Source organism: Dactylosporangium darangshiense (assembly GCF_039537565.1).
GTDB classification, from domain to species: Bacteria; Actinomycetota; Actinomycetes; order Mycobacteriales; family Micromonosporaceae; genus Dactylosporangium; species Dactylosporangium darangshiense.
In genome coordinates, this window is sequence record NZ_BAABAT010000029.1 from 59,865 (window position 1) to 78,958 (window position 19,094).

Here is a 19,094-nt window from a genome sequence, read left to right on the forward strand (position 1 = left end):
GTGAACCCGTTGGAGGGGACCGCGGGCGTCCGCGGACATCGCGAGGTCGACCTGGCGCTGCTCGACAATGCCGAGGCGCTCGAGAAGAACGACCCGGGCGGCATGCTGCGCGCGACCGCGTCGGCCGGCGCCCAGGTGCGGGAGGCGGCCGCCCTGGCCGCCGAGACCGACCTGAGCGCGCTGGCCGACGAGGGCCGGCCCCGCGCGGTCGTCGTCGCCGGCGTCGGCACGGCCGCACGCACCGGCGACATCCTGGAGACCGTCGCCGGGCCGCGCTGCCCGGTGCCGGTCCTGGCGCACCGCAGTGCCGGCATCCCCGGCTGGGTCGGCGCCGCCGACGTGGTCATCGCCGTCTCGGCGTCCGGCCGGTCCCCGGAGGCGCTCGCCGCCGCGGAGGCCGCCGGCCGCCGTGGCGCCCGGCTCGTGGCCATCGGTGCGCCGGACACCCAGCTGCACGCCCTCGCCGACCGCTTCCGTGCGCCGTTCATCCCGGTGCCGCGGCGCGCGCCGGCGCGCGCCAGCCTCTGGGGCCTGGCCGTCCCGGTGCTGCTGGCCGGCCGCCAGCTCGGCCTGGTCAAGGTCAACGAGGCCGACTTCGCCGAGACCGCCTCGCGCCTGGACGCCGACGCCGAGCGCTGCCGCACGGCGCTGGAGTCGTTCGTCAACCCGGGCAAGAGCCTCGCGCTCGACCTCGCGCACTCGGTGCCGATCGTCTGGGGCTCCTCGCCCCTGGCCACCGTCGCCGCACGGCGTTTCGGCGACACGCTGTCGGCCAACGCGCGCTACCCCGCAGTGGTCGGCGCGCTCGGCGAGGCCGGCCGCGGCCGGGTCGGCCTGCTCGACGGCGTCTACGGCGGGCTCGCCGAGGCCGACCGCGACATCTTCGCCGACCCCGAGGACACCGAGAGCTCGTCGACCCGGCTGCGCCTGGTGCTGCTGCGCGACGGCGGCCTGACCGCCGACGACGAGGAGGGCGACGAGCCGGTCGCCGTCGAGGAGCGCCGCGCCGAGGCCGTGCAGGAGCTGGCCGAACGGCGGGGCGTGCGGGTGAGCCTGATCACCGCGGAGGGTGGTTCGCCTCTGGAACGATTGGCTTCGCTCGTCGCCGTGCCGGACTTCGCCTCGATCTACCTTGGTCTCGCACACGGCTTCGACCCGATGGCCGTTCCCGCTGTGTCCGAGATGAAGGAGCTGGTTAGTCCGTGAGCACTGAGGGTGGGACGAAAGCGATCTTGGCGGCCCTGGCCGCCAACCTCGGCATCGCCGTCACCAAGTTCGTCGCGTTCGCGCTGACCGGCTCGTCGTCGATGCTCGCCGAGGCGATCCACTCGGTCGCCGACTCCGGCAACCAGGGCCTGCTGCTGCTCGGCGGCAAGCAGGCCCAGAAGCGGGCGACCGCGCGGCACCCGTTCGGCTACGGGCGGGAGCGCTATATCTACGCGTTCATCGTCGCCGTCGTGCTGTTCTTCGTCGGCGGCGTCTTCGCCATCTACGAGGCCTGGCACAAGATCGCCGAGCCCGAGCCGATCCACTCCTGGCAGTGGGTACCGGTCGTGGTGCTGGTCGCGGCGATCATCATGGAGGGCCTCTCCTTCCGCACCGCGATCGGCGAGACCCGCAAGATCAAGGGCAAGGCGACCTGGGTCCAGTTCATCCGCCGGGCCAAGGAGCCGGAGCTGCCGGTCATCCTGCTCGAGGACCTCGCCGCCCTGGTCGGCCTCGTGCTCGCGCTCTTCGGCGTCGGCCTGACCCTGATCACCGGCAACGGCATCTGGGACGGCGTCGGCACCGCCGCCATCGGCGTGCTGCTCATCGCCGTGGCCGCCGTCCTGGCGGTGGAGATGAAGAGCCTCCTCGTCGGCGAGTCGGCCACCCCCGAGCAGATCGACGCGATCGAGCGGGCGATCATCGACGGTCCCGAGGTCGAGCGCGTGATCCACATGCGCACTGTGCACCTCGGCCCGGACGAGCTGCTGGTGGCGGCCAAGATCGCGGTACGGCACAACGAGACCGCCGACGAGATCGCCCGCGGCATCGACGCGGCCGAGGCGCGCATCCGCGCCGCGGTCCCCATCGCTCGGGTGATCTACCTGGAGCCGGACATCTACCAGGCGAGCAGGGCCGCCGAGTCCGGCACCGCGGCCGTTTCGACGAGCGCGGAGGCGCACTGACCGTGGAGCTGCTCGACAGCCCGATCCGCAAGTACGCGTGGGGCTCGCACACGGCGATCGCGACGCTGCAGGGCCGGCCCTCGCCGACCACGGAGCCGGAGGCGGAGCTGTGGATGGGCGCACACCCGGCCAGCCCGTCCCGGCTCGCGGTGAGCGGCACGTCGCTGGTGGACGCCATCGCGGCCGACCCGGCGAAGACGCTCGGCGAGGCCAACGTCGAGCGCTTCGGCGCCCGGCTGCCGTTCCTGCTCAAGGTGCTCGCCGCCGCGCAGCCACTGTCCCTGCAGGCCCACCCGACCCTGGAGCAGGCCCGCGCCGCGCACGCGGCCGGCCACCCCTCCTACGTCGACGCCTGGCACAAGCCGGAGATGCTGGTCGCGCTGACCGAATTCGACGCCCTGTGCGGCTTCCGCGACCCGGCCGCGGCCGCGCGCGACCTGGCCGCACTGGGCGTGGCCCGGCTCAAGCCCACGATCGACGCGCTGTCCCAGCCCGACGTCGCCAAGGCCCTGCACGACGCCGTCCGCGGCCTGCTCTCCACCCCCGACGCCGAGCTGGTCGCCGACGTCGTGGCGGCCTGCCGGCCGCGGGCCGCCGAGCAGCCCGCATACGCCCTGGTCGTCTCGCTGGCCGAGCAGTACGCGGGCGACACCGGCGTCATCGTCGCCACCCTGCTCAACCGCCTTCGCCTGAGCCCGGCGGAGGCGGTGTGGATGCCGGCGGGCAACCTGCACGCCTACTTGCGGGGCGTCGGCGTGGAGATCATGGCGGCCTCCGACAACGTCCTGCGCGGCGGGCTGACCCCGAAGCACGTGGACGTCGAGGAGCTGCTGCGCGTGCTGCGCTTCGAGGTCCTCGATGACCCGGTCACGCGGCCGGAGTCGCTGAGCCCGGCGCTGTGGGCCTACCCGGTGCCCGTCCCCGACTTCGCCCTGCACCGGGCCGTTGTCGACGCATCCACCCCGGCGGTACGCCTGCCCGGCGGCGGCCCGCGCATCGTGCTCTGCACGCGCGGCTCGGTCCGCGTCGACGACGGCGTCGTGCCGGTGACCCTGACGCAGGGCCAGGCGGCCTTCGCGCCGGCGACCCGGCCGGAGCTGTCGGTGAGCGGCTCCGGAGAGGCGTTCCAGGCGGCCACCCCCTAGTTCATCTGGACATCCCAGTCGCAAGGGGTAGTGTTTTGACTACGCAAGGTATGAGACTCAACCGGGGGGAAGCGCGGGGCGGTGGGAGTGATCTCACCGCCCCGTGCGCTGTCCTGGGGCGGTTTGAGCGGCCTCTCGTCGCCGCGTAACGTGAAGGGTCGCCGTTCGCCTATGCAGACCAGGAGATCGCATTGACCAGCACGCCGCCGCCGAAGACCGTCGCCGATGGTGACTTCAAGGTGGCCGATCTGTCCCTCGCCGCCTTCGGGCGCAAGGAGATCCAGCTCGCCGAGCACGAGATGCCGGGCCTGATGGCCATCCGGCGCGAGTTCGCCGCCGCGCAGCCGCTCAAGGGCGCGCGGGTCACGGGCTCGCTGCACATGACGATCCAGACCGCGGTGCTGATCGAGACGCTCGTCGCGCTCGGCGCGCAGGTCCGCTGGGCCAGCTGCAACATCTTCTCGACCCAGGACCACGCCGCCGCGGCGATCGCGGTCGGGCCGGAGGGCACGCCGGAGAAGCCGTCCGGCGTCCCGGTCTTCGCCTGGAAGGGCGAGACCCTCGAAGAGTACTGGTGGTGCACCGAGCAGGTGCTGATCTGGCCCGACGGCCAGGGCCCGAACATGATCCTCGACGACGGCGGCGACGCCACGCTGCTCGTGCACAAGGGCGCCGAGTTCGAGGGCGCGGGCGCGGTCCCGTCGCCGGACACCGCCGACTCCGAGGAGTACGCGGTGATCCTCGGCGTCCTGCAGCGCTCGCTGCAGGAGGACAACCGCCGCTGGACCCGCATCGCGGCCGGCATCAAGGGCGTCACCGAGGAGACCACCACCGGCGTGCACCGCCTCTACGAGATGCAGCAGAACGGCACGCTGCTCTTCCCGGCGATCAACGTCAACGACTCGGTGACCAAGTCGAAGTTCGACAACAAGTACGGCTGCCGCCACTCGCTGATCGACGGCATCAACCGCGCCACCGACGTGCTCATCGGCGGCAAGGTCGCCGTGGTCTTCGGCTACGGCGACGTCGGCAAGGGCTGCGCCGAGTCGCTGCGCGGCCAGGGCGCCCGGGTCATCGTGACCGAGGTCGACCCGATCTGCGCGCTGCAGGCCGCCATGGACGGCTACCAGGTCGCCACGGTCGAGGACGTCGTCGAGACCGCCGACATCTTCATCACCGCGACGGGCTGCCTCGACGTCATCACCGCCGACCACATGTCGCGGATGAAGCACCAGGCGATCGTGGGCAACATCGGCCACTTCGACAACGAGATCGACATGGCCGGCCTGGCCCGCCGCTCCGATGTGACGCGGATCAACATCAAGCCGCAGGTCGACGAGTGGAAGTTCGACGACGGGCACTCGATCATCGTGCTGTCCGAGGGCCGCCTGCTGAACCTGGGCAACGCCACCGGTCACCCGTCGTTCGTCATGTCCAACAGCTTCGCGAACCAGTCGATCGCCCAGATCGAGCTGTTCACCAAGACCGACGAGTACCCGATCGGCGTGTACACGCTGCCCAAGCACCTCGACGAGAAGGTCGCGCGGCTGCACCTGGACGCCCTCGGCGTCAGGCTCACCGAGCTGACCAAGAAGCAGGCCGAGTACCTCGGCATCCCGGTCGAGGGCCCGTACAAGTCGGACCACTACCGCTACTGAGGTTCGTTGCGAAAGGCCCCGCCGGCGTAGCCGGCGGGGCTTTTGCTTTCGACGGCATGACCGAATTCACTCCGTCATCCATGTCTTGAAGGCTGAGGCGGGTGGGGTCTAAGGTAATGCTGACCTAAGTAAGTCAAGGCTAACCTGCGGAGCCCGTATGACCGCCATCTACCTGATCGGCCTGCGCGAGGGGCTCGAGATCACGCTCGTGGTTTCGATCCTCGTCGCATTTCTGGTCAAGAGCGACCGCAAGCACTTGCTGAAGTTCGTCTGGGCCGGCGTCGCCGCGGCCGCGGCGCTGTCCATCGGCATCGCCGCGATCCTGCAGGCCGGCACCGCCTACCTCTCCGGCCCGCGCCAGGAGCTGGTCGACGCGATCGCCTCGCTCATCGCCGTCGTCTTCGTGACGTTCATGATCTTCTGGATGCGCCGGATGGCCCGCCAGATGGCCAAGGAGCTGCGCGGCCGGCTCGAGGACGCGATCCAGGTCGGCCCCTTCGCCGTCGCCGGCATGGCCTTCCTGGCCGTCGCCCGCGAGGGCCTGGAGACCTCGATCCTCTTCTTCGCCGCGGCGCAGGGCTCCGACACCTGGCAGCCGCTGGTCGGCATCACGCTCGGCCTCGCCACCTCGGTCGTGCTCGGCTGGCTGCTCTACGCCAGCGCCATCCGCATCAACCTGACGAAGTTCTTCACCTGGACCGGCGCCCTGCTCGTGCTCGTCGCCGCCGGCATCTTCAAGTACGGGGTGCACGACCTGCAGGAGGCCAACGTCCTGCCGGGCCTGAACAACCACGCGTTCGATCTCGCCGGCGCGCTGCCGCCCACCTCGTGGTACGCGGAGCTGCTGCGCGGCATGTTCAACTTCACGCCCCAGCCGTCCGTGCTGGAGACCATCGCCTGGGTCGCCTACGGAGTTCCGGTCCTCGTCCTGTTCCTGCTGCCGCTGTTGCGCAAGCCGGCCGCGCCCGCGCCGGCACCGCAGCCGGCGAGCACCAACGCCTGAAGCCGCGCCAAAACCCCCTCTCGTAGGAGAACCATGCCTAATACACGCCTGCTCGCCCTCGGCGCCGTCCCGGTGCTCGCGCTCGGCCTGGCTGCCTGCGGCGACGACTCGTCCGGCGACAAGGCCGGCTCCGCCGCAGGCGGCAACGGCAAGATCGCCGTCACGGCCACCGACACCGAGTGCAAGGTCGAGCGGACCGAGGCGGTGTCCGGGCCGGTGACATTCACCGTCAGCAACAAGGGCGGCAAGGTCACCGAGTTCTACGTGTACGCCACCGGCGACCGCATCGTCGGCGAGGTCGAGAACGTGGCGCCCGGCCTGACCCGCGAGCTGATCGTGGAGCTGCCGGCCGGCACCTACGAGACCGCCTGCAAGCCCGGCATGGTCGGCAACGGCATCCGCGGCTCGTTCAAGGCCACCGGCGAGACCAAGCCGCTCACCGACGACGCCAAGCTCGCGCAGGCGACGAAGGACTACCAGACGTACGTCAAGAACAACACCGGCGCCCTGATCGACAAGACGACCGAGTTCGTCAACGCGGTCAAGGCCGGCGACGTCGAGAAGGCCAAGGCGCTCTTCCCGATCGCCCGCACCTACTGGGAGCGCATCGAGCCGGTCGCCGAGAGCTTCGGCGACCTCGACCCGGCGATCGACGCCCGCGAGGCGGACCTGGAGCCCGGCCAGGAGTGGACCGGCTTCCACAAGATCGAGAAGGACCTCTGGGTCACCAAGGACATCAGCAAGTCCGGCCCGACCGCCGACAAGCTGCTCGCCGACGTCAAGACCATCGTCGAGAAGGCCCAGTCGGTCCAGCTGTCGCCGCTGGAGCTCGCCAACGGCGCCAAGGAGCTGCTCGACGAGGTGGCCACCGGCAAGATCACCGGTGAGGAGGACACCTTCTCGCACACCGACCTGTGGGACTTCCAGGCCAACCTGGAGGGCTCGCGGGCCGCGATCGCCGCGCTGCGCCCGGTGATCGAGGAGAAGGACGCCGCCCTGGCCAAGACCCTCGACGAGAAGTTCGCCGCGGCGCAGGCCGAGCTCGACAAGTACCGCAACGGCGACGGCTGGAAGCTGCACAACGAGCTGTCGGAGGGCCAGCTGAAGAGCCTCGGCGACGCGATCAACGCGCTCGCCGAGCCGATCAGCAAGGTCGCCCCGCTGGTCGCCACCAAGTAGCTCACACGTGAGCGCGCTCGGCCGGGCCCCGGCCGGGCGCGCTGTGGGGAGAGGGACATGGACCGTCGAAAGATGATCGGCCTCGCGGGGGCCGGTGCCATCGGCGCCGCCGCCGCGGGCGTAGTCGGCTCGCAGGTCTTCGACCGCCCGGACCCGGCCCAGGCGTCGGATCCGGGCGCGGCGGTGCCCTTCTACGGAGCGCACCAGGCGGGCATCGTGACGCCGGCGCAGGATCGGCTGCATTTCGTCGCCTTCGACGTCATCACGGACAACCGTGACGCGCTGGTCGAGCTGCTGCAGAAGTGGACCGCGGCGGCGGCGCGCATGACGGCCGGCAAGGACGCAGGCGCCATCGGCGCGGTCAACGGCGCGCCGGAGGCGGCGCCCGACGACACCGGCGAGGCACTCGGCCTGCCGCCCTCCGGCCTCACCCTCACGATCGGTTTCGGGCCGACTCTGTTCCGTGACGCTCAGGGCAAGGACCGCTTCGGCATCGCCGCGAAGCGCCCGGCCGCGCTCGCCGACCTGCCCAAGTTCGCCAAGGACGCGCTCAAGCCCGAGATCTCCGGCGGCGACATCTGTGTGCAGGCGTGCGCACACGACCCGCAGATCGCCGTGCACGCGGTGCGCAACCTCGCCCGCATCGGCTTCGGCGTGGTCAGCGTGCGCTGGTCGCAGCTGGGCTTCGGGCGCACGTCCTCGACCTCGCGCAACCAGCAGACCGCGCGCAACCTGTTCGGCTTCAAGGACGGCACCGCCAACCTCAAGGCCGAGGACACCAAGCTGCTCGAGGACCAGCTGTGGGTGCAGCCCGGCGACGGCGAGGAGTGGATGGCCGGCGGCTCCTACATGGTCACCCGCAAGATCCGGATGCTGATCGAGACGTGGGACCGCACCTCGCTGTCCGAGCAGGAGGCGATCGTCGGGCGCAACAAGGGCGAGGGCGCCCCGCTGAGCGGCGCCAAAGAGTTCGACGAGCCGGTTTTCTCCGCCGTCGGTACCGACGGTCAGCCGGCCATCGCCGCGGACGCGCACGTGCGCCTCGCGCATCACGAGGTCAACGACGGCGCCCGGCTGCTGCGCCGCGGGTACAACTTCGTCGACGGCTCCGACGGCCTCGGCCGCCTCGCCGCCGGGCTGTTCTTCATCGCCTACCAGCGCGACCCGCGCAAGCAGTTCGTGCCCATCCAGACGCGGCTTTCGCGCCAGGACGCGCTGAACGAGTACATCCGCCACGAGTCGAGCGGTTTGTTCGCGTGCCCACCGGGCATCAGCGCTGCGGACGACTACTGGGGGCGTGGCCTGTTCACCTAGGCCCGCACCCTATGGTTGCCGGGTGGCGTTTGTAACTGGAAGGCAGATGCGGGCTTCGATTGTCGTTCTTGCGGCGGCCGGGCTGATGCTCGGCGCATGCACCGGCGGAGGGGCCAAGCCGTCGCCGACGGCCACGATCGGGTTCAACGACTGCGAGAAGAACCCGACCACCTGCAACGGCGGCGAGATCAAGCTGGGCGGGGCCTACACCTACGGCCTGGACCAGCCGGTCACCAACTGGAACGTCAACACCCGCGCGGGCGCCACGCCGGCGACCAAGCAGGCGTTGTCCGGGCTGCTGCCGCGCGTGTTCCAGGTCGACCCGCAGGGCCGCCTGCAGCCCAACTCCGACCTGGTGATCTCCGCCGACATCACCAACCAGACCCCCGAGACGATCGTCTACAAGATCCGTCCGGACGCGGTCTGGAGCGACGGCATCCCGATCACCGCCGACGACTTCATCCTGACGTGGAAGCAGAACTCGGGGAACCCGGCGCACTGCTCCGCGTGCACCCCGGCCGCCACGACGGGCTACGACGTGATCAAGAGCATCGTCGGCTCCGACGGCGGCAAGACGGTCACGATGACCCTCATCGACGGCAAGACCTTCGGCGACTGGAAGGGCGACTTCTCCAGCGACGGGCTGTACCCCTCGCATCTGGCCACCAAGCAGGGCTTCGACGTGGCCAAGCCCGAGGGCGTGGCCGGCGCCGCGGACTGGTTCGCCAAGACCGTCCCGACGTGGTCCGGCGGGCCGTACCAGATCGAGTCCTTCACCAAGGACCAGACGCTGGTGCTGAAGAAGAACGACAAGTGGTACGGCAAGACGAAGCCCTCGCTCGACCGGATCACGTTCAAGTTCGTCCTGGACCCCGCGGCCATCATCCCGGCCCTGCGCGCCAAGGAGCTCACCGGCATGGCGCCCTCGCCCAGCCAGGCGCTGCTCACCGGCGCCTCCGGCACGCCCGGGGTGATCTACGAGGTCGGCGAGAGCTACGCGTGGGAGCAGCTGACGCTCAACGTGAAGAACAAGTACCTGGCCGATCCGGTCCTGCGCCGCGCGCTGTTCACCGCCGTGAACGTCAAGACCGTCATCGACAAGACCTACGGCACGGTCGACAAGAACCTCAAGCCGCTGGGCAGCCACAACTTCGTGCCCGGCGACGCGGGGTACAAGGACGTCGTCACCGGCACCGGCCAGGGCTCCGGCGACGCGGACAAGGCCAAGAAGCTGCTCACCGACGCCGGCTACAAGGTTGAGAACGGCCGCCTGCTGACCCGCACCGCCGAGGTCGTGCCCGCGCTGCGGCTGCGCTACGACAAGGGCAACGCGATGCGTGCCGCGGCGGCCGAGCAGATCGCCGCCGGGCTGAAGGCCATTGGGCTGGACGCACGGCCGGAGACCACCGACGGGCTCGCGCAGACCCTCACCTCCGGCGACTTCGACCTCGTCCTTGCCGACTGGGTGAGCGGGCCGCTGTACCAGAGCGCGCCCGAGCAGCGCTGGGGGACCGGGGCGCCGGGCAACTACGGCGGGTACACCAACCCGGAGCTCGACCGGCTCGTGCACGCCGCGGCCTCGGACGTCGACCCGCGCCACGCCGCCGACGTGCTCAACCAGGCAGACGAGCTGCTGACCAAGGACGCCTATGTGTTGCCGCTGATGCAGCGGCCGACGCTGACCTTCACCTATCAGGAGTACGCGAACATTCGCGACAACCCCTCGGTGTGGGGACCGACGTACAACATCCAGGAGTGGGGTCAGCGCGAGGGCTCGTGAGGCTTTTGGGTTCTCGAGCCTTCCGTTGCGTTTTGTCGGTTTAGTTCCGATTTGGGTGCGGGCCCCTGGGGGTCAGCGCGGCGGTTGGATTCCGGCCATCGGGCGGCCCGGCTGGGGCATCGGGAGCGGCTGTCGCGGCGCCAGGGCGGCGGCCAGGCTCGGCCATACGCTCGCCGACGCCAGGCGCGCCCGGGCCAGCCGGTGGCTCGCCCGGCGGTGGCGCTCGGCCAGCACGGCGGCGAGGTAGGCCCAGCCCGGCGTGCCCGGCGGGGGCGGCGGGGTCGTGCAGGCGGCGACCTCGGTGGCCAGCGCCTGCCCCAGCGCGGTGCGGGCCGGCTCGCCGATCTGCCGGTTGCGGGCCAGGAAGTGCCGCACGGACAGCGCCAGGCTGTCGTCCAGCCCGGTCAGGTCCAGCAGTCGCGCCCATCCGGCCAGCGTGGGCGGCATCGCCGGCACCCAGCCCCAGGAGGCCGGGGTGCGCTCGTGGATGACGATCGTGCCGGCCACCAGGTCGCCGATGCGCTTGCCGTTCGGGTTGAGCATCAGCACGATGAGCCCGAACAGCCACGACACCACGGGGAACAGCAGGCCGGGCCACTCGATCGCGAGGCCGACGAGCGCGCGGGCCAGCGCCTGGCGCAGCCGGACCGGCCCGCCGTCGTCGCGCACCACCCGCAGGCCCATCGCGAGCTTGCCCGGGGTGCGCCCGCGCAGCAGCGTCTCCCAGAACACCGGGTAGACGACCAGCACGATCACGGTGTCGATCACGATCACGGCCTCGAGGAGCCCGCCGTCGGCGGCGCCGGCCTCGACGGCGATCGCCATGCCGATCAGCGACGCGAAGATCAGGGCGGTCAGCACGAAGCTCTGCAGGAAGATGTCGATCATCAGCGCGAGGACCCGCGACCCGGCCCGGGCCACGCGCACCTCGAGCTCCACGGCCTCGCCGCTGACGAGCCGATCCACGGTCGTGACCGGGGCCGTGACATCGTTCATGGCTGACAGTGTCCTACAACGGGACACCTCCGGGATGCCCCCTCCGTCTACGCTGCCGGGGTGGACCTGGATGCGTACGTCGCCGAGCACGGCGCCGAGTGGCGGCGCCTGGAGGACCTCTCCCGCCGACGGCGCCTGAACGCCGCCGAGGCGGACGAGCTCGTGGCGCTGTACCAGCGCGCGGCGACCCATCTGTCGCTCATCCGCAGCCGGTCGCCCGACCCGATCCTGGTCGCGCGGCTGTCCCGGCTCGTCCTGGCCGCGCGCAACGCGCTCACCGGCAGCCCGTCGTTCTCCTTCGCCGGCATCGGCCGGTTCTTCACCAAGACGTTCCCGCTGTCCGTCTACCGGGCGTGGCCGTGGTGGTGCGGGGTGGCGACCGTGTTCTCGCTGCTTTCGTTCGGGCTGATGGCGTACATCGTGGCCGAACCCTCCGCCGCGGGGTACTTCTTCACCGACGACGAGATCAACCAGCTCGTCAACCAGGACTTCGCCGGTTACTACAGCGAGTACCTCCCGCAGAACCAGTTCCTGCGTGTCTGGACCCACAACGCGCTGCTCACCGGCATGTGCCTGGCCTCGGGCGTGGCTTTCGCCCCGGTCGTCTACCTGCTGTTCTTCAACGCCCTCAACGTCGGCCTCATCGGCGGCGTGATGATCGCCTACGGCCACGCCGACGTGTTCTTCGGCCTGATCGTCCCGCACGGCCTGCTCGAGCTCACCGCCGTGTACATCGGCGCCGGCGTCGGCCTGCGCATCGGCTGGGCCTGGGTGGCGCCGGGCCCGCTGCGCACCCGGGGCCGGGCGCTCGCCGACACCGCGCTCGAGGGCATCCTCGTCGCCCTCGGACTGATCGCCGTGCTGTTCGTCAGCGGCCTGCTGGAGGCCTTCGTGACGCCCGCGCCGGTCCCGAACATCCTCAAGGATTTCGTCGGGTTCGTGGTGTGGGCGCTGTTCCTCGCCTACGTGTTCCTGTTCGGCCGCAAGGCCCACCTGGAGGGCGTCACCACCGAAACCCCCGGCGAGATCCGCGAGGCCGCCCTTCCGGCCGCCTGAGCCCCTCTGGCTATAGGCGGCCGGCGTGCTGCAGGTTTTCGCTTGTGGTGGCCGGCGTGCTGCAGGTTTTCGCTTGTGGTGGCCGGCGTGCTGCAGGTTTTCGCTTGTGGCGGCCGGCGTGCTGCAGGTTTTCGCTTGTTCGGTCGGCCGGCGTGCCCCAGCGCCACCGGCCGACCGGAGCGCTCGTGCCTACAGGCGGCCGGCGTGCTTCAGCGCCAGGTAGTGGTCGGTCAAGCGGGAGGCGAACTCGTCCGCCGGCGCGTCGACCACCTCGACACCGTGGTGACGTAGCGCGGCGGCCACGCGGTCGCGCTCGGCGAGGGCGCGCTGGGCGGCCGCCGCCGTGTACACGTCGGCGGCGCTCGCGTCCGGCCCCACCCGCGCCATCCGGGCCAGCTCCGGGTCGTGCACCGCGGCCACGATCACCTTGTGCCGCGCCGCCAGCTGCGGCAGCACCGGCAGCAGCCCTTCGCCGAGCGCCCCCGGCTCCAGCGCCGTGAACAGCACGACCAGCGCCCGCTTGCGCTCGCGCCGCAGCACCTCCCCGGCGACCAGCCCGAAGTCGGTCTCCACCAGGGCCGGCTCCAGCGGCGCCATCGCCGTGACCAGCCGGAACAGCAGCGTGCGCTTCTCGACGTTGGTGACCGACGCCCGGATGGCCGTGTCGACCGCGAGCAGGTCCACCCGGTCGTCGGCGCGGGCGGCCACCGAGGCGAGCAGCAGCGCGGCGTCCATAGCGGCATCGAGGCGCGGCTCGTCGCCGATGCGTGCCGCCGAGGTACGCCCCGTGTCCAGCACGCACACCAGCCGCCGGTCCCGCTCGGGCCGCCAGGTGCGCACCACGACGTCGGAGCGCCGTGCGCTGCCACGCCAGTCGATGGACCGCACGTCGTCGCCGAGCACGTACTCCCGCAGCGTGTCGAACTCGGTCCCCTGCCCGCGCCCGCGCGTCACCACCGACCCGTCCATGATCCGCAGCCGCGACAGCTTCTCGGGCAGCAGCCGCCGCGACCTGAACGCCGGATACACCCGCACCCGCCAGTCCGGCGTCAACCGGTCCGCGGTGCGCCGTCCCGTCTGCCGGTACGCGAGCCGAAACGGCCCGAACGACCGCACCATGACCCGCACCGCGGGCCGGTCCCCGCGCCGCGTCGGCGTGAGCTGCGTCGTGATGGCGACCGCGCGCCCCGGCTCGATCCGCACTTCCTGCAACGTCGGTGAGGCACCCGCCGAGGGCACCCACGCGTCGCGGACCTGCCCGTTGAGCACCCGGTTGGACCGGTTCTGCAGCAGCAGGGTGACCTCGCCGCTGTCTCCGAGCCACAGCGACTGGTCGCCGGCCCGGCTCATGCGCAGCATCTTCGGCGACGCGGCGGCGATGAAGTCCACGACGCACGCGGCGGCGACCGCGAGCACGATGAACCCGGCCCCGATCCACAGCCACGGCGCGGAGACCGCCGACCCCGCGATGAGGCCGACGACCGCCACCAGCACCGCACCGGCACCGATCAGCCCCGCCGCCCGCCACGTGATCATGCGACGCCTCTCCCGCCCGCCGTTGCGTCGCTCTTCGCGCCTCGCGCGGCCTCGCCCTGTCGGCCGCCGCCGATTTCCGCGGCTCTAGTCCGCTCCACGCCCGTATTGACGGCGCTCATCGGGCCGGCGCTGCGCTTCTCCGCGGCTTGCGCCCGCACCGCGCCCGCTGTTACGGCGCTCGTCGGACCTGAGGTGCGGTTGCTCATCGCGGGGTGGGGACGGTGGCCAGCACCGAGTCGAGCACGGCGTCCGTGGTCACGCCCTCCAGCTCCGCCTCGGCCCGCAGCCGCACGCGGTGGCGCAGCGTCGGCCGGGCCAGCGCCTTGACATCGTCCGGCGTGACGTACTCCCGCCCGGTGAGCCACGCCCAGGCCTTCGAGGCCGCCAGCAGCGCGGTCGCGCCGCGGGGCGAGGCGCCGAGCTCCAGCGACGGCGAGACCCGGGTCGCGCGGCACAGGTCGACGATGTACGCGAGCACCCCGTCGGCCACCGACACCCGCAGCACCGCCGCGCGCCCGGCGGCGAGGTCGGCCGCGGTCGCCACCGCCTGCACCCCCGCCTCCCGCAGCCGGCGCGGGTCGAAGCCTTGGTGGTGCGCGCGCAGCACGCCGAGCTCCTCGTCCCGCGTCGGCAGCGGCACCGTGAGCTTGAGCAGGAACCGGTCGAGCTGGGCCTCCGGCAGCGGATACGTGCCCTCGTACTCGATCGGGTTCTGCGTCGCGGCGACCAGGAACGGCTCGGGCAGCGCCCGCGGCCGCCCCTCGACCGACACCTGCCGCTCCTCCATGACCTCCAGCAGCGAGGCCTGCGTCTTCGGCGGCGTGCGGTTCACCTCGTCCGCGAGCAGCAGGTTGGTGAAGACCGGCCCCTCCCGGAACTGGAACTCGGCGCTGCGCGCATCGAAGATCAGCGACCCCGTGACGTCGCCGGGCATGAGGTCGGGCGTGAACTGCACCCGCTTGGAATCAAGATCAAGAGCCGCCGCAATGGTACGGACGAGCAGCGTCTTGGCAACGCCCGGCACACCTTCGAGCAGCACGTGCCCGCGCGCCAGCAGCGCGATGACCATGCCGGTCACGACGGCATCCTGCCCGACGACGACCTTGGCAACCTCGGCGCGCAGGCGCCCGAGCGCGGCCCTGGCCTGCTGCGCGCCGGCCTCCGGCGAGCCTTCGATCAGCGGGATGGCGATGTCGGTCACCGTGGCTCTCCTTCGTCTGTCTCGCCCGGCGCGGATTGCCCGGTCGTACCAGGTGATGCAGATGATGCTGACCTGTCGTTCCACGGCGAGGCCACGGCCTCGCCCACGCCTTGCCCGCCGCCCGCGGCCCCTTCGCCCCCGTGCACCGCACCCACGTCGCCACCCGCACCCTGCAACCCGCCCGCGCCCTGCGCCGCGCCCGCAGCGCTTGGCGCGCCGTGCTGCGCGCTCGCGACGGCGTGCATGCCGTGCACCGCGCTCGCGGCGCCTGCCGGGGCCGGTGGCCCGTGCGTGGCGCCGGTCGTGCCGTTGGGCGGGCGCGGCGCGCCGGTCGTGCCCGGCGGGCCGCCCGCGCTGTTCGCCGGGTGCCCTGTCGCCGCGTCCTGCTCTGCCGCCGCGTCGGGGTGCTCCGCCGTGGCCGCCTCGACGAGCTGCTCGACGTTTGCGGCCGCGGCGACCAGCTCGGCGTCGTTGTCCGGCCCGCGCCCGAACAGCACGTGCGCGACCGCCTCCGCAGGCCATCCGCTGCGCGCGGCGACCGCCTCGACCAGGACGCGGCGGTCCACGCCGGGGTCGAGCCGCAGCAGCCGCGCGAGCCGGGCCAGCGCGGCGTCGCGCAGGATCTGCAGGGCCTCCGACCGGGCGCGCGCCCGCTGGTACAACCGTCCCCGCCCGAGCGCGGTCTCGCTCGAGCGCACCGCGACGGGCAGCGGCTCGACCACGGGCCCGCCGAGCCGGATGGCCATCGCCACGGCCAGCGCGATGACGCCGACGATGAGGAGCGCCGTCGTGGGATACACCCATTTCGGGAACGCGTACCACAGCGGGTTGGGCGGATCGTCCCGCGCCGGCGCCTCGCTGGGGTCCGGGGCGTTCACGTTCGGCGGCCGGGGCGCGCGCAGGTCGGGGTTCTGGACCGGGAAGTCCTGGTCGGTCTCGCCCGGCTGCACCGGCCGCAGCGACGGCGGCGCGCCCGGCCCGCCCGCCAGTGCCGAGTTGTCGACGACGGCCGGCGGGGGCTCGCGGTGGTGCAGGTCGAGCCAGATCAGCTTGGGCGCTCCGGTGAGCAGCCCGGTGGCGAGGGCGCTGTTGCCGTGCTCGTCCAGGCGGTCGTTGCGGAACGGATCCGCCGAGCCGACGACTGTGACGGTAACGGAACCCCGCTCGTACACGACCAGCGAGTCGTCGTAGCAACTCTGGACCGGGCGGCCGAGGCTGTAGTCGAAGTAGCCGTACTGGCTGCGGACCGTCTCGGCCGGACCGGCTTTCGCCGCCGGCGAGTAGCTGCAGCCCGGGCCGGTGACCTTGGTGGCGTAGTTGCGGTGCATCGCGCGGAACGGCAGCAGGCCGTCGACGATGGCTCCGGCGTCGGGCTCGACGATCACGACCCGCGTCGTGGACGGCAGGACCTTGATCATCCGCAGGTAGAAGCCGTTCACCAGCTGCGGGGTGGTGATCAGCAGCGTGGCATTGCCGTTGTATGCCGCGACGAGCGCATCCGACGTCTTCTGCTCCGGCAGGATCGTGACGCCGGCCGCACGCACCCGGCCGGCGAGGTCAGCGGCGCCGATGTCGGCGTGACTGTCCGGGGAGAGAAAGTCCTTGTCGGTCTTGTCGGGCTCGCCGAACCGGTAGAACCCGGCGCCGAGCAGCACCAGGGCGATGACGGCCAGCGGCGGTATGACGAGCCGCAGCCAGCGCCGGCTGCGCTTGGGGACGATGAGCTTCGGGCCGGTCGTGCTTTTGGCGCCGCTCGTGGCACCCGTGCCGCCGGGGGTGCCCGCGGCGGTCGACGGCGTCGCGGTCCTCACTGGTTCACCTCCGCGGCGAGCCGGCGCATGCGGTCGTCGTGCTCGGCGGTGGCGGGCTTTTCGGCGTACCAGATATCGGAGAAAATCCCCGACGCGGTGCGCATCGGCGTCTCGACGGACGGCCTGGCCGCACCGGCGGCGCGCGCCAGCTCGGTGACGGTCATCCCGGGGCGGTGCTCGAGGACCTGCCGCTCGACCAGGCTGCGGACCATCGACCGGAGCCGCTCGCGGACGGCCTCGGCGAAGCGACCCTCGGCGGCCAGGCGGTCGGCCAGCGAGGCGAACACGTGCGCGGGCAGCTCGGGCACCTCCTCGTCGGGCTCCGGCTCGGGCTCCGGCTCCTCCTCATCTGGCCCGAGGTCGATGTCGAGCTGCTCGTCCTGCTTCTCGCCGCGCTGGCGGCCGACGCGCAGCTTCGGGAAGCTCTTCGGAATCCAGCGCGGATAGAAGTAGTGCAGCAGGCCGAAGACGGCCGCCGCGAGGAACAGCAGGATGCAGGCGATCGACACGCCGACGAACTCGTCGATCGCCTGCAGGAACAGGTCCCAGAGCCTGGTCATCGCACCGCCGCCCCGAGGATGACGGAGCTGGCCAGGTCGATCGGGCGGCCGAGGCGGCGCAGGCGGCCGATCGCCACGTCGAGCCCCTCGACCCGCATCCGGACCTCCAGGTAGAGCACCGCGTCGATGCAGGCGAGCGACGCATACGCCACCGCGTCGATCAGCGCCCAGGCCGCGACCATGGCCACCTTGTATGCCGTCCCGCCCGGGCGCAACCAGATCTCCAGCAGCGCCGAGCTTCCCAGGCCGAGCGCGAGGCGGATCAGGACCCAGCTCGTGTATCCGCCCAGCCGGATCGCCGCGCCGCGCAGGCCCCGCCCGGCGAGCTTGAACGAGCGACCGATCGCCCGGAAGGGGCCGACCCGGTCGACGATCAGCGCGGGCGCCGCGAGCCCCACCAGGCCGAAGACGAACAGAAAGGGAAGGAACAGCACCAGTGAGGTGCTGAACAGCAGCGCCGCGGTCGCCAGCGCGACGACGAGCAGCGGCAGCGTCCGACGGCCCACCTGGCGGAGCAGTTCGCGCGCAGGGACCCTCCGCCCGAGCAGCCCGGGCCCGGCGGCCGCGCCGGCGAGGGCGCCAAGCAGCGTGAGGATGACGCCCTCGGTGGTCATCCCGACGCAGAACACCAGCCAGGACTCGCCGAGGTGGTAGGCGGTCGGCGAGAAGTAGGGCAGCTTCATGCCGGCCCAGCCGCGCAGGGGGAAGAGCAGGGCCTGCTCGCACACGGCCAGCACCAGTGCGGAGCCGAGCAGCAGCGGCGCCTGGGCGCGCAGGAGCGAGACCGCGGCGTCCAACAGCTCCCCGAAGGTGAGCGGGCGCATCGGTATGACGGCTCGGGTCTCCTCCACGCGGGACACCGTAGTTGGTGTGGGCGACTTCGGATGCCCGCGTCACACAGAGTTGCCGTGCCGACACGGGCTGGTACGAAATTTCCAAGATCCTCGGCCGGGTTCCCACCAACGGGCACTGAGGTGAAATATTGGACCGCATGAGAGCCCGTGTCCTGGTGGTCGACGACGACCCCGCCCTCGCCGAGATGCTCGGCATCGTCCTGCGCAGCGAGGGTTTCCTGCCCTCCTTCGTGGCCGACGGTGAGCGTGCTCTCGCCGCTTTCCGGGACACCCGCCCCGACATCGTCCTCCTCGACCTCATGCTGCCTGGCATGAGCGGGATCGACGTGTGCCGGTCCATCCGGGCTGAGTCGGGCGTGCCGATCGTGATGCTGACCGCCAAGAGCGACACGGTCGACGTGGTCCTGGGCCTGGAGTCGGGTGCCGACGACTACGTGATGAAGCCGTTCAAGCCCAAGGAGCTGGTGGCCCGGATGCGGGCCCGCCTGCGCCGCGGCGAGGACGTCGCGCCGGAGCTGCTGACCATAGGGCCTCCGGGCAACCAGATCACCATCGACGTGCCGGCGCACACCGTCATGCGCGACGGCGACGAGGTGAAGCTGACCCCGCTGGAGTTCGACCTGCTGGTCGCCCTGGCCCGCAAGCCGCGCCAGGTGTTCACCCGCGAGGTGCTGCTCGAGCAGGTCTGGGGCTACCGCCACGCCGCCGACACCCGCCTGGTGAACGTCCACGTGCAGCGGCTGCGCGCCAAGATCGAGCCCGATCCGGAGAAGCCGGAGATCATCCTGACCGTGCGCGGCGTCGGCTACAAGGCCGGGACCGGATAGGCC

16 protein-coding genes are annotated in these 19,094 nt (G+C 71.7%); 10 read left to right on the top strand and 6 right to left on the bottom strand.

The features are described from left to right. Positions 1-9: 9 nt before the first annotated feature. The 8 genes from ABD901_RS38265 (at position 10) to ABD901_RS38300 (ending at position 10,250) form a co-directional block, all read left to right on the top strand. Positions 10-1,206, top strand: a complete 1,197-nt coding sequence (locus ABD901_RS38265) for an SIS domain-containing protein (protein ID WP_345135041.1) — start codon at positions 10-12, stop codon at positions 1,204-1,206. Then, positions 1,203-2,171 carry a cation diffusion facilitator family transporter gene (locus tag ABD901_RS38270; RefSeq protein WP_345134866.1) on the top strand — a complete coding sequence of 323 codons (969 nt, stop codon included), beginning with the start codon at positions 1,203-1,205 and terminating at the stop codon, positions 2,169-2,171. Before ABD901_RS38265 ends, ABD901_RS38270 begins: the two co-directional genes overlap by 4 nt. Positions 2,172-2,173: 2 nt before the next feature. Further along, complete coding sequence (manA, locus tag ABD901_RS38275) at positions 2,174-3,316, top strand: mannose-6-phosphate isomerase, class I (RefSeq protein WP_345134868.1); 1,143 nt, start codon at positions 2,174-2,176, stop codon at positions 3,314-3,316. 191 nt (positions 3,317-3,507) lie between these two features. After that, positions 3,508-4,974, top strand: coding sequence for an adenosylhomocysteinase (ahcY, locus tag ABD901_RS38280; RefSeq protein ID WP_345134870.1), 1,467 nt, complete (start codon positions 3,508-3,510; stop codon positions 4,972-4,974). A 157-nt stretch (positions 4,975-5,131) separates the two neighbouring features. Further along, the gene (gene efeU, locus ABD901_RS38285) at positions 5,132-5,977 is read left to right on the top strand and encodes an iron uptake transporter permease EfeU (protein WP_345134872.1); all 846 of its coding nucleotides are present in this window, start codon (positions 5,132-5,134) and stop codon (positions 5,975-5,977) included. A gap of 33 nt (positions 5,978-6,010) precedes the next feature. Continuing rightward, entirely contained in the window at positions 6,011-7,156 is a 1,146-nt protein-coding gene (efeO, locus tag ABD901_RS38290; RefSeq protein WP_345134874.1) for an iron uptake system protein EfeO, read from the top strand. Between the two features lie 57 nt (positions 7,157-7,213). Further along, positions 7,214-8,470: an iron uptake transporter deferrochelatase/peroxidase subunit gene (gene efeB, locus ABD901_RS38295; RefSeq protein WP_345134876.1), complete on the top strand. Its 1,257-nt coding sequence runs from the start codon at positions 7,214-7,216 to the stop codon at positions 8,468-8,470. 46 nt (positions 8,471-8,516) lie between these two features. Beyond that, positions 8,517-10,250 (top strand): ABC transporter family substrate-binding protein, encoded by a 1,734-nt coding sequence (locus ABD901_RS38300; RefSeq protein WP_345134878.1) that lies wholly within the window; start codon positions 8,517-8,519, stop codon positions 10,248-10,250. A 72-nt stretch (positions 10,251-10,322) separates the two neighbouring features. Here ABD901_RS38300 and ABD901_RS38305 read toward each other — a convergent pair whose 3' ends face one another. Then, on the bottom strand, positions 10,323-11,246 hold the full coding sequence (locus ABD901_RS38305) for an RDD family protein (RefSeq protein WP_345134880.1): 924 nt from the start codon (positions 11,244-11,246) through the stop codon (positions 10,323-10,325). A gap of 60 nt (positions 11,247-11,306) precedes the next feature. On the opposite strand from ABD901_RS38305, the gene ABD901_RS38310 reads away from it, so the two are divergent. Next, the gene (locus tag ABD901_RS38310; RefSeq protein WP_345134882.1) at positions 11,307-12,302 is read left to right on the top strand and encodes a stage II sporulation protein M; all 996 of its coding nucleotides are present in this window, start codon (positions 11,307-11,309) and stop codon (positions 12,300-12,302) included. Between the two features lie 189 nt (positions 12,303-12,491). Here ABD901_RS38310 and ABD901_RS38315 read toward each other — a convergent pair whose 3' ends face one another. The 5 genes from ABD901_RS38315 to ABD901_RS38335 form a co-directional block, all read right to left on the bottom strand. Continuing rightward, positions 12,492-13,838 (bottom strand): DUF58 domain-containing protein, encoded by a 1,347-nt coding sequence (locus ABD901_RS38315; RefSeq protein WP_380137987.1) that lies wholly within the window; start codon positions 13,836-13,838, stop codon positions 12,492-12,494. 202 nt (positions 13,839-14,040) lie between these two features. After that, positions 14,041-15,039, bottom strand: a complete 999-nt coding sequence (locus ABD901_RS38320) for an AAA family ATPase (protein WP_425556776.1) — start codon at positions 15,037-15,039, stop codon at positions 14,041-14,043. Beyond that, positions 15,036-16,850: a DUF4350 domain-containing protein gene (locus ABD901_RS38325; RefSeq protein WP_345134884.1), complete on the bottom strand. Its 1,815-nt coding sequence runs from the start codon at positions 16,848-16,850 to the stop codon at positions 15,036-15,038. Before ABD901_RS38325 ends, ABD901_RS38320 begins: the two co-directional genes overlap by 4 nt. Further along, entirely contained in the window at positions 16,847-17,410 is a 564-nt protein-coding gene (locus tag ABD901_RS38330) for a DUF4129 domain-containing protein (RefSeq protein WP_345134887.1), read from the bottom strand. Before ABD901_RS38330 ends, ABD901_RS38325 begins: the two co-directional genes overlap by 4 nt. Beyond that, the gene (locus ABD901_RS38335) at positions 17,407-18,261 is read right to left on the bottom strand and encodes a hypothetical protein (protein ID WP_345134889.1); all 855 of its coding nucleotides are present in this window, start codon (positions 18,259-18,261) and stop codon (positions 17,407-17,409) included. Before ABD901_RS38335 ends, ABD901_RS38330 begins: the two co-directional genes overlap by 4 nt. A gap of 140 nt (positions 18,262-18,401) precedes the next feature. On the opposite strand from ABD901_RS38335, the gene mtrA reads away from it, so the two are divergent. Beyond that, positions 18,402-19,091 carry an MtrAB system response regulator MtrA gene (gene mtrA / locus ABD901_RS38340; protein WP_190251405.1) on the top strand — a complete coding sequence of 230 codons (690 nt, stop codon included), beginning with the start codon at positions 18,402-18,404 and terminating at the stop codon, positions 19,089-19,091. Positions 19,092-19,094 lie beyond the last annotated feature (3 nt).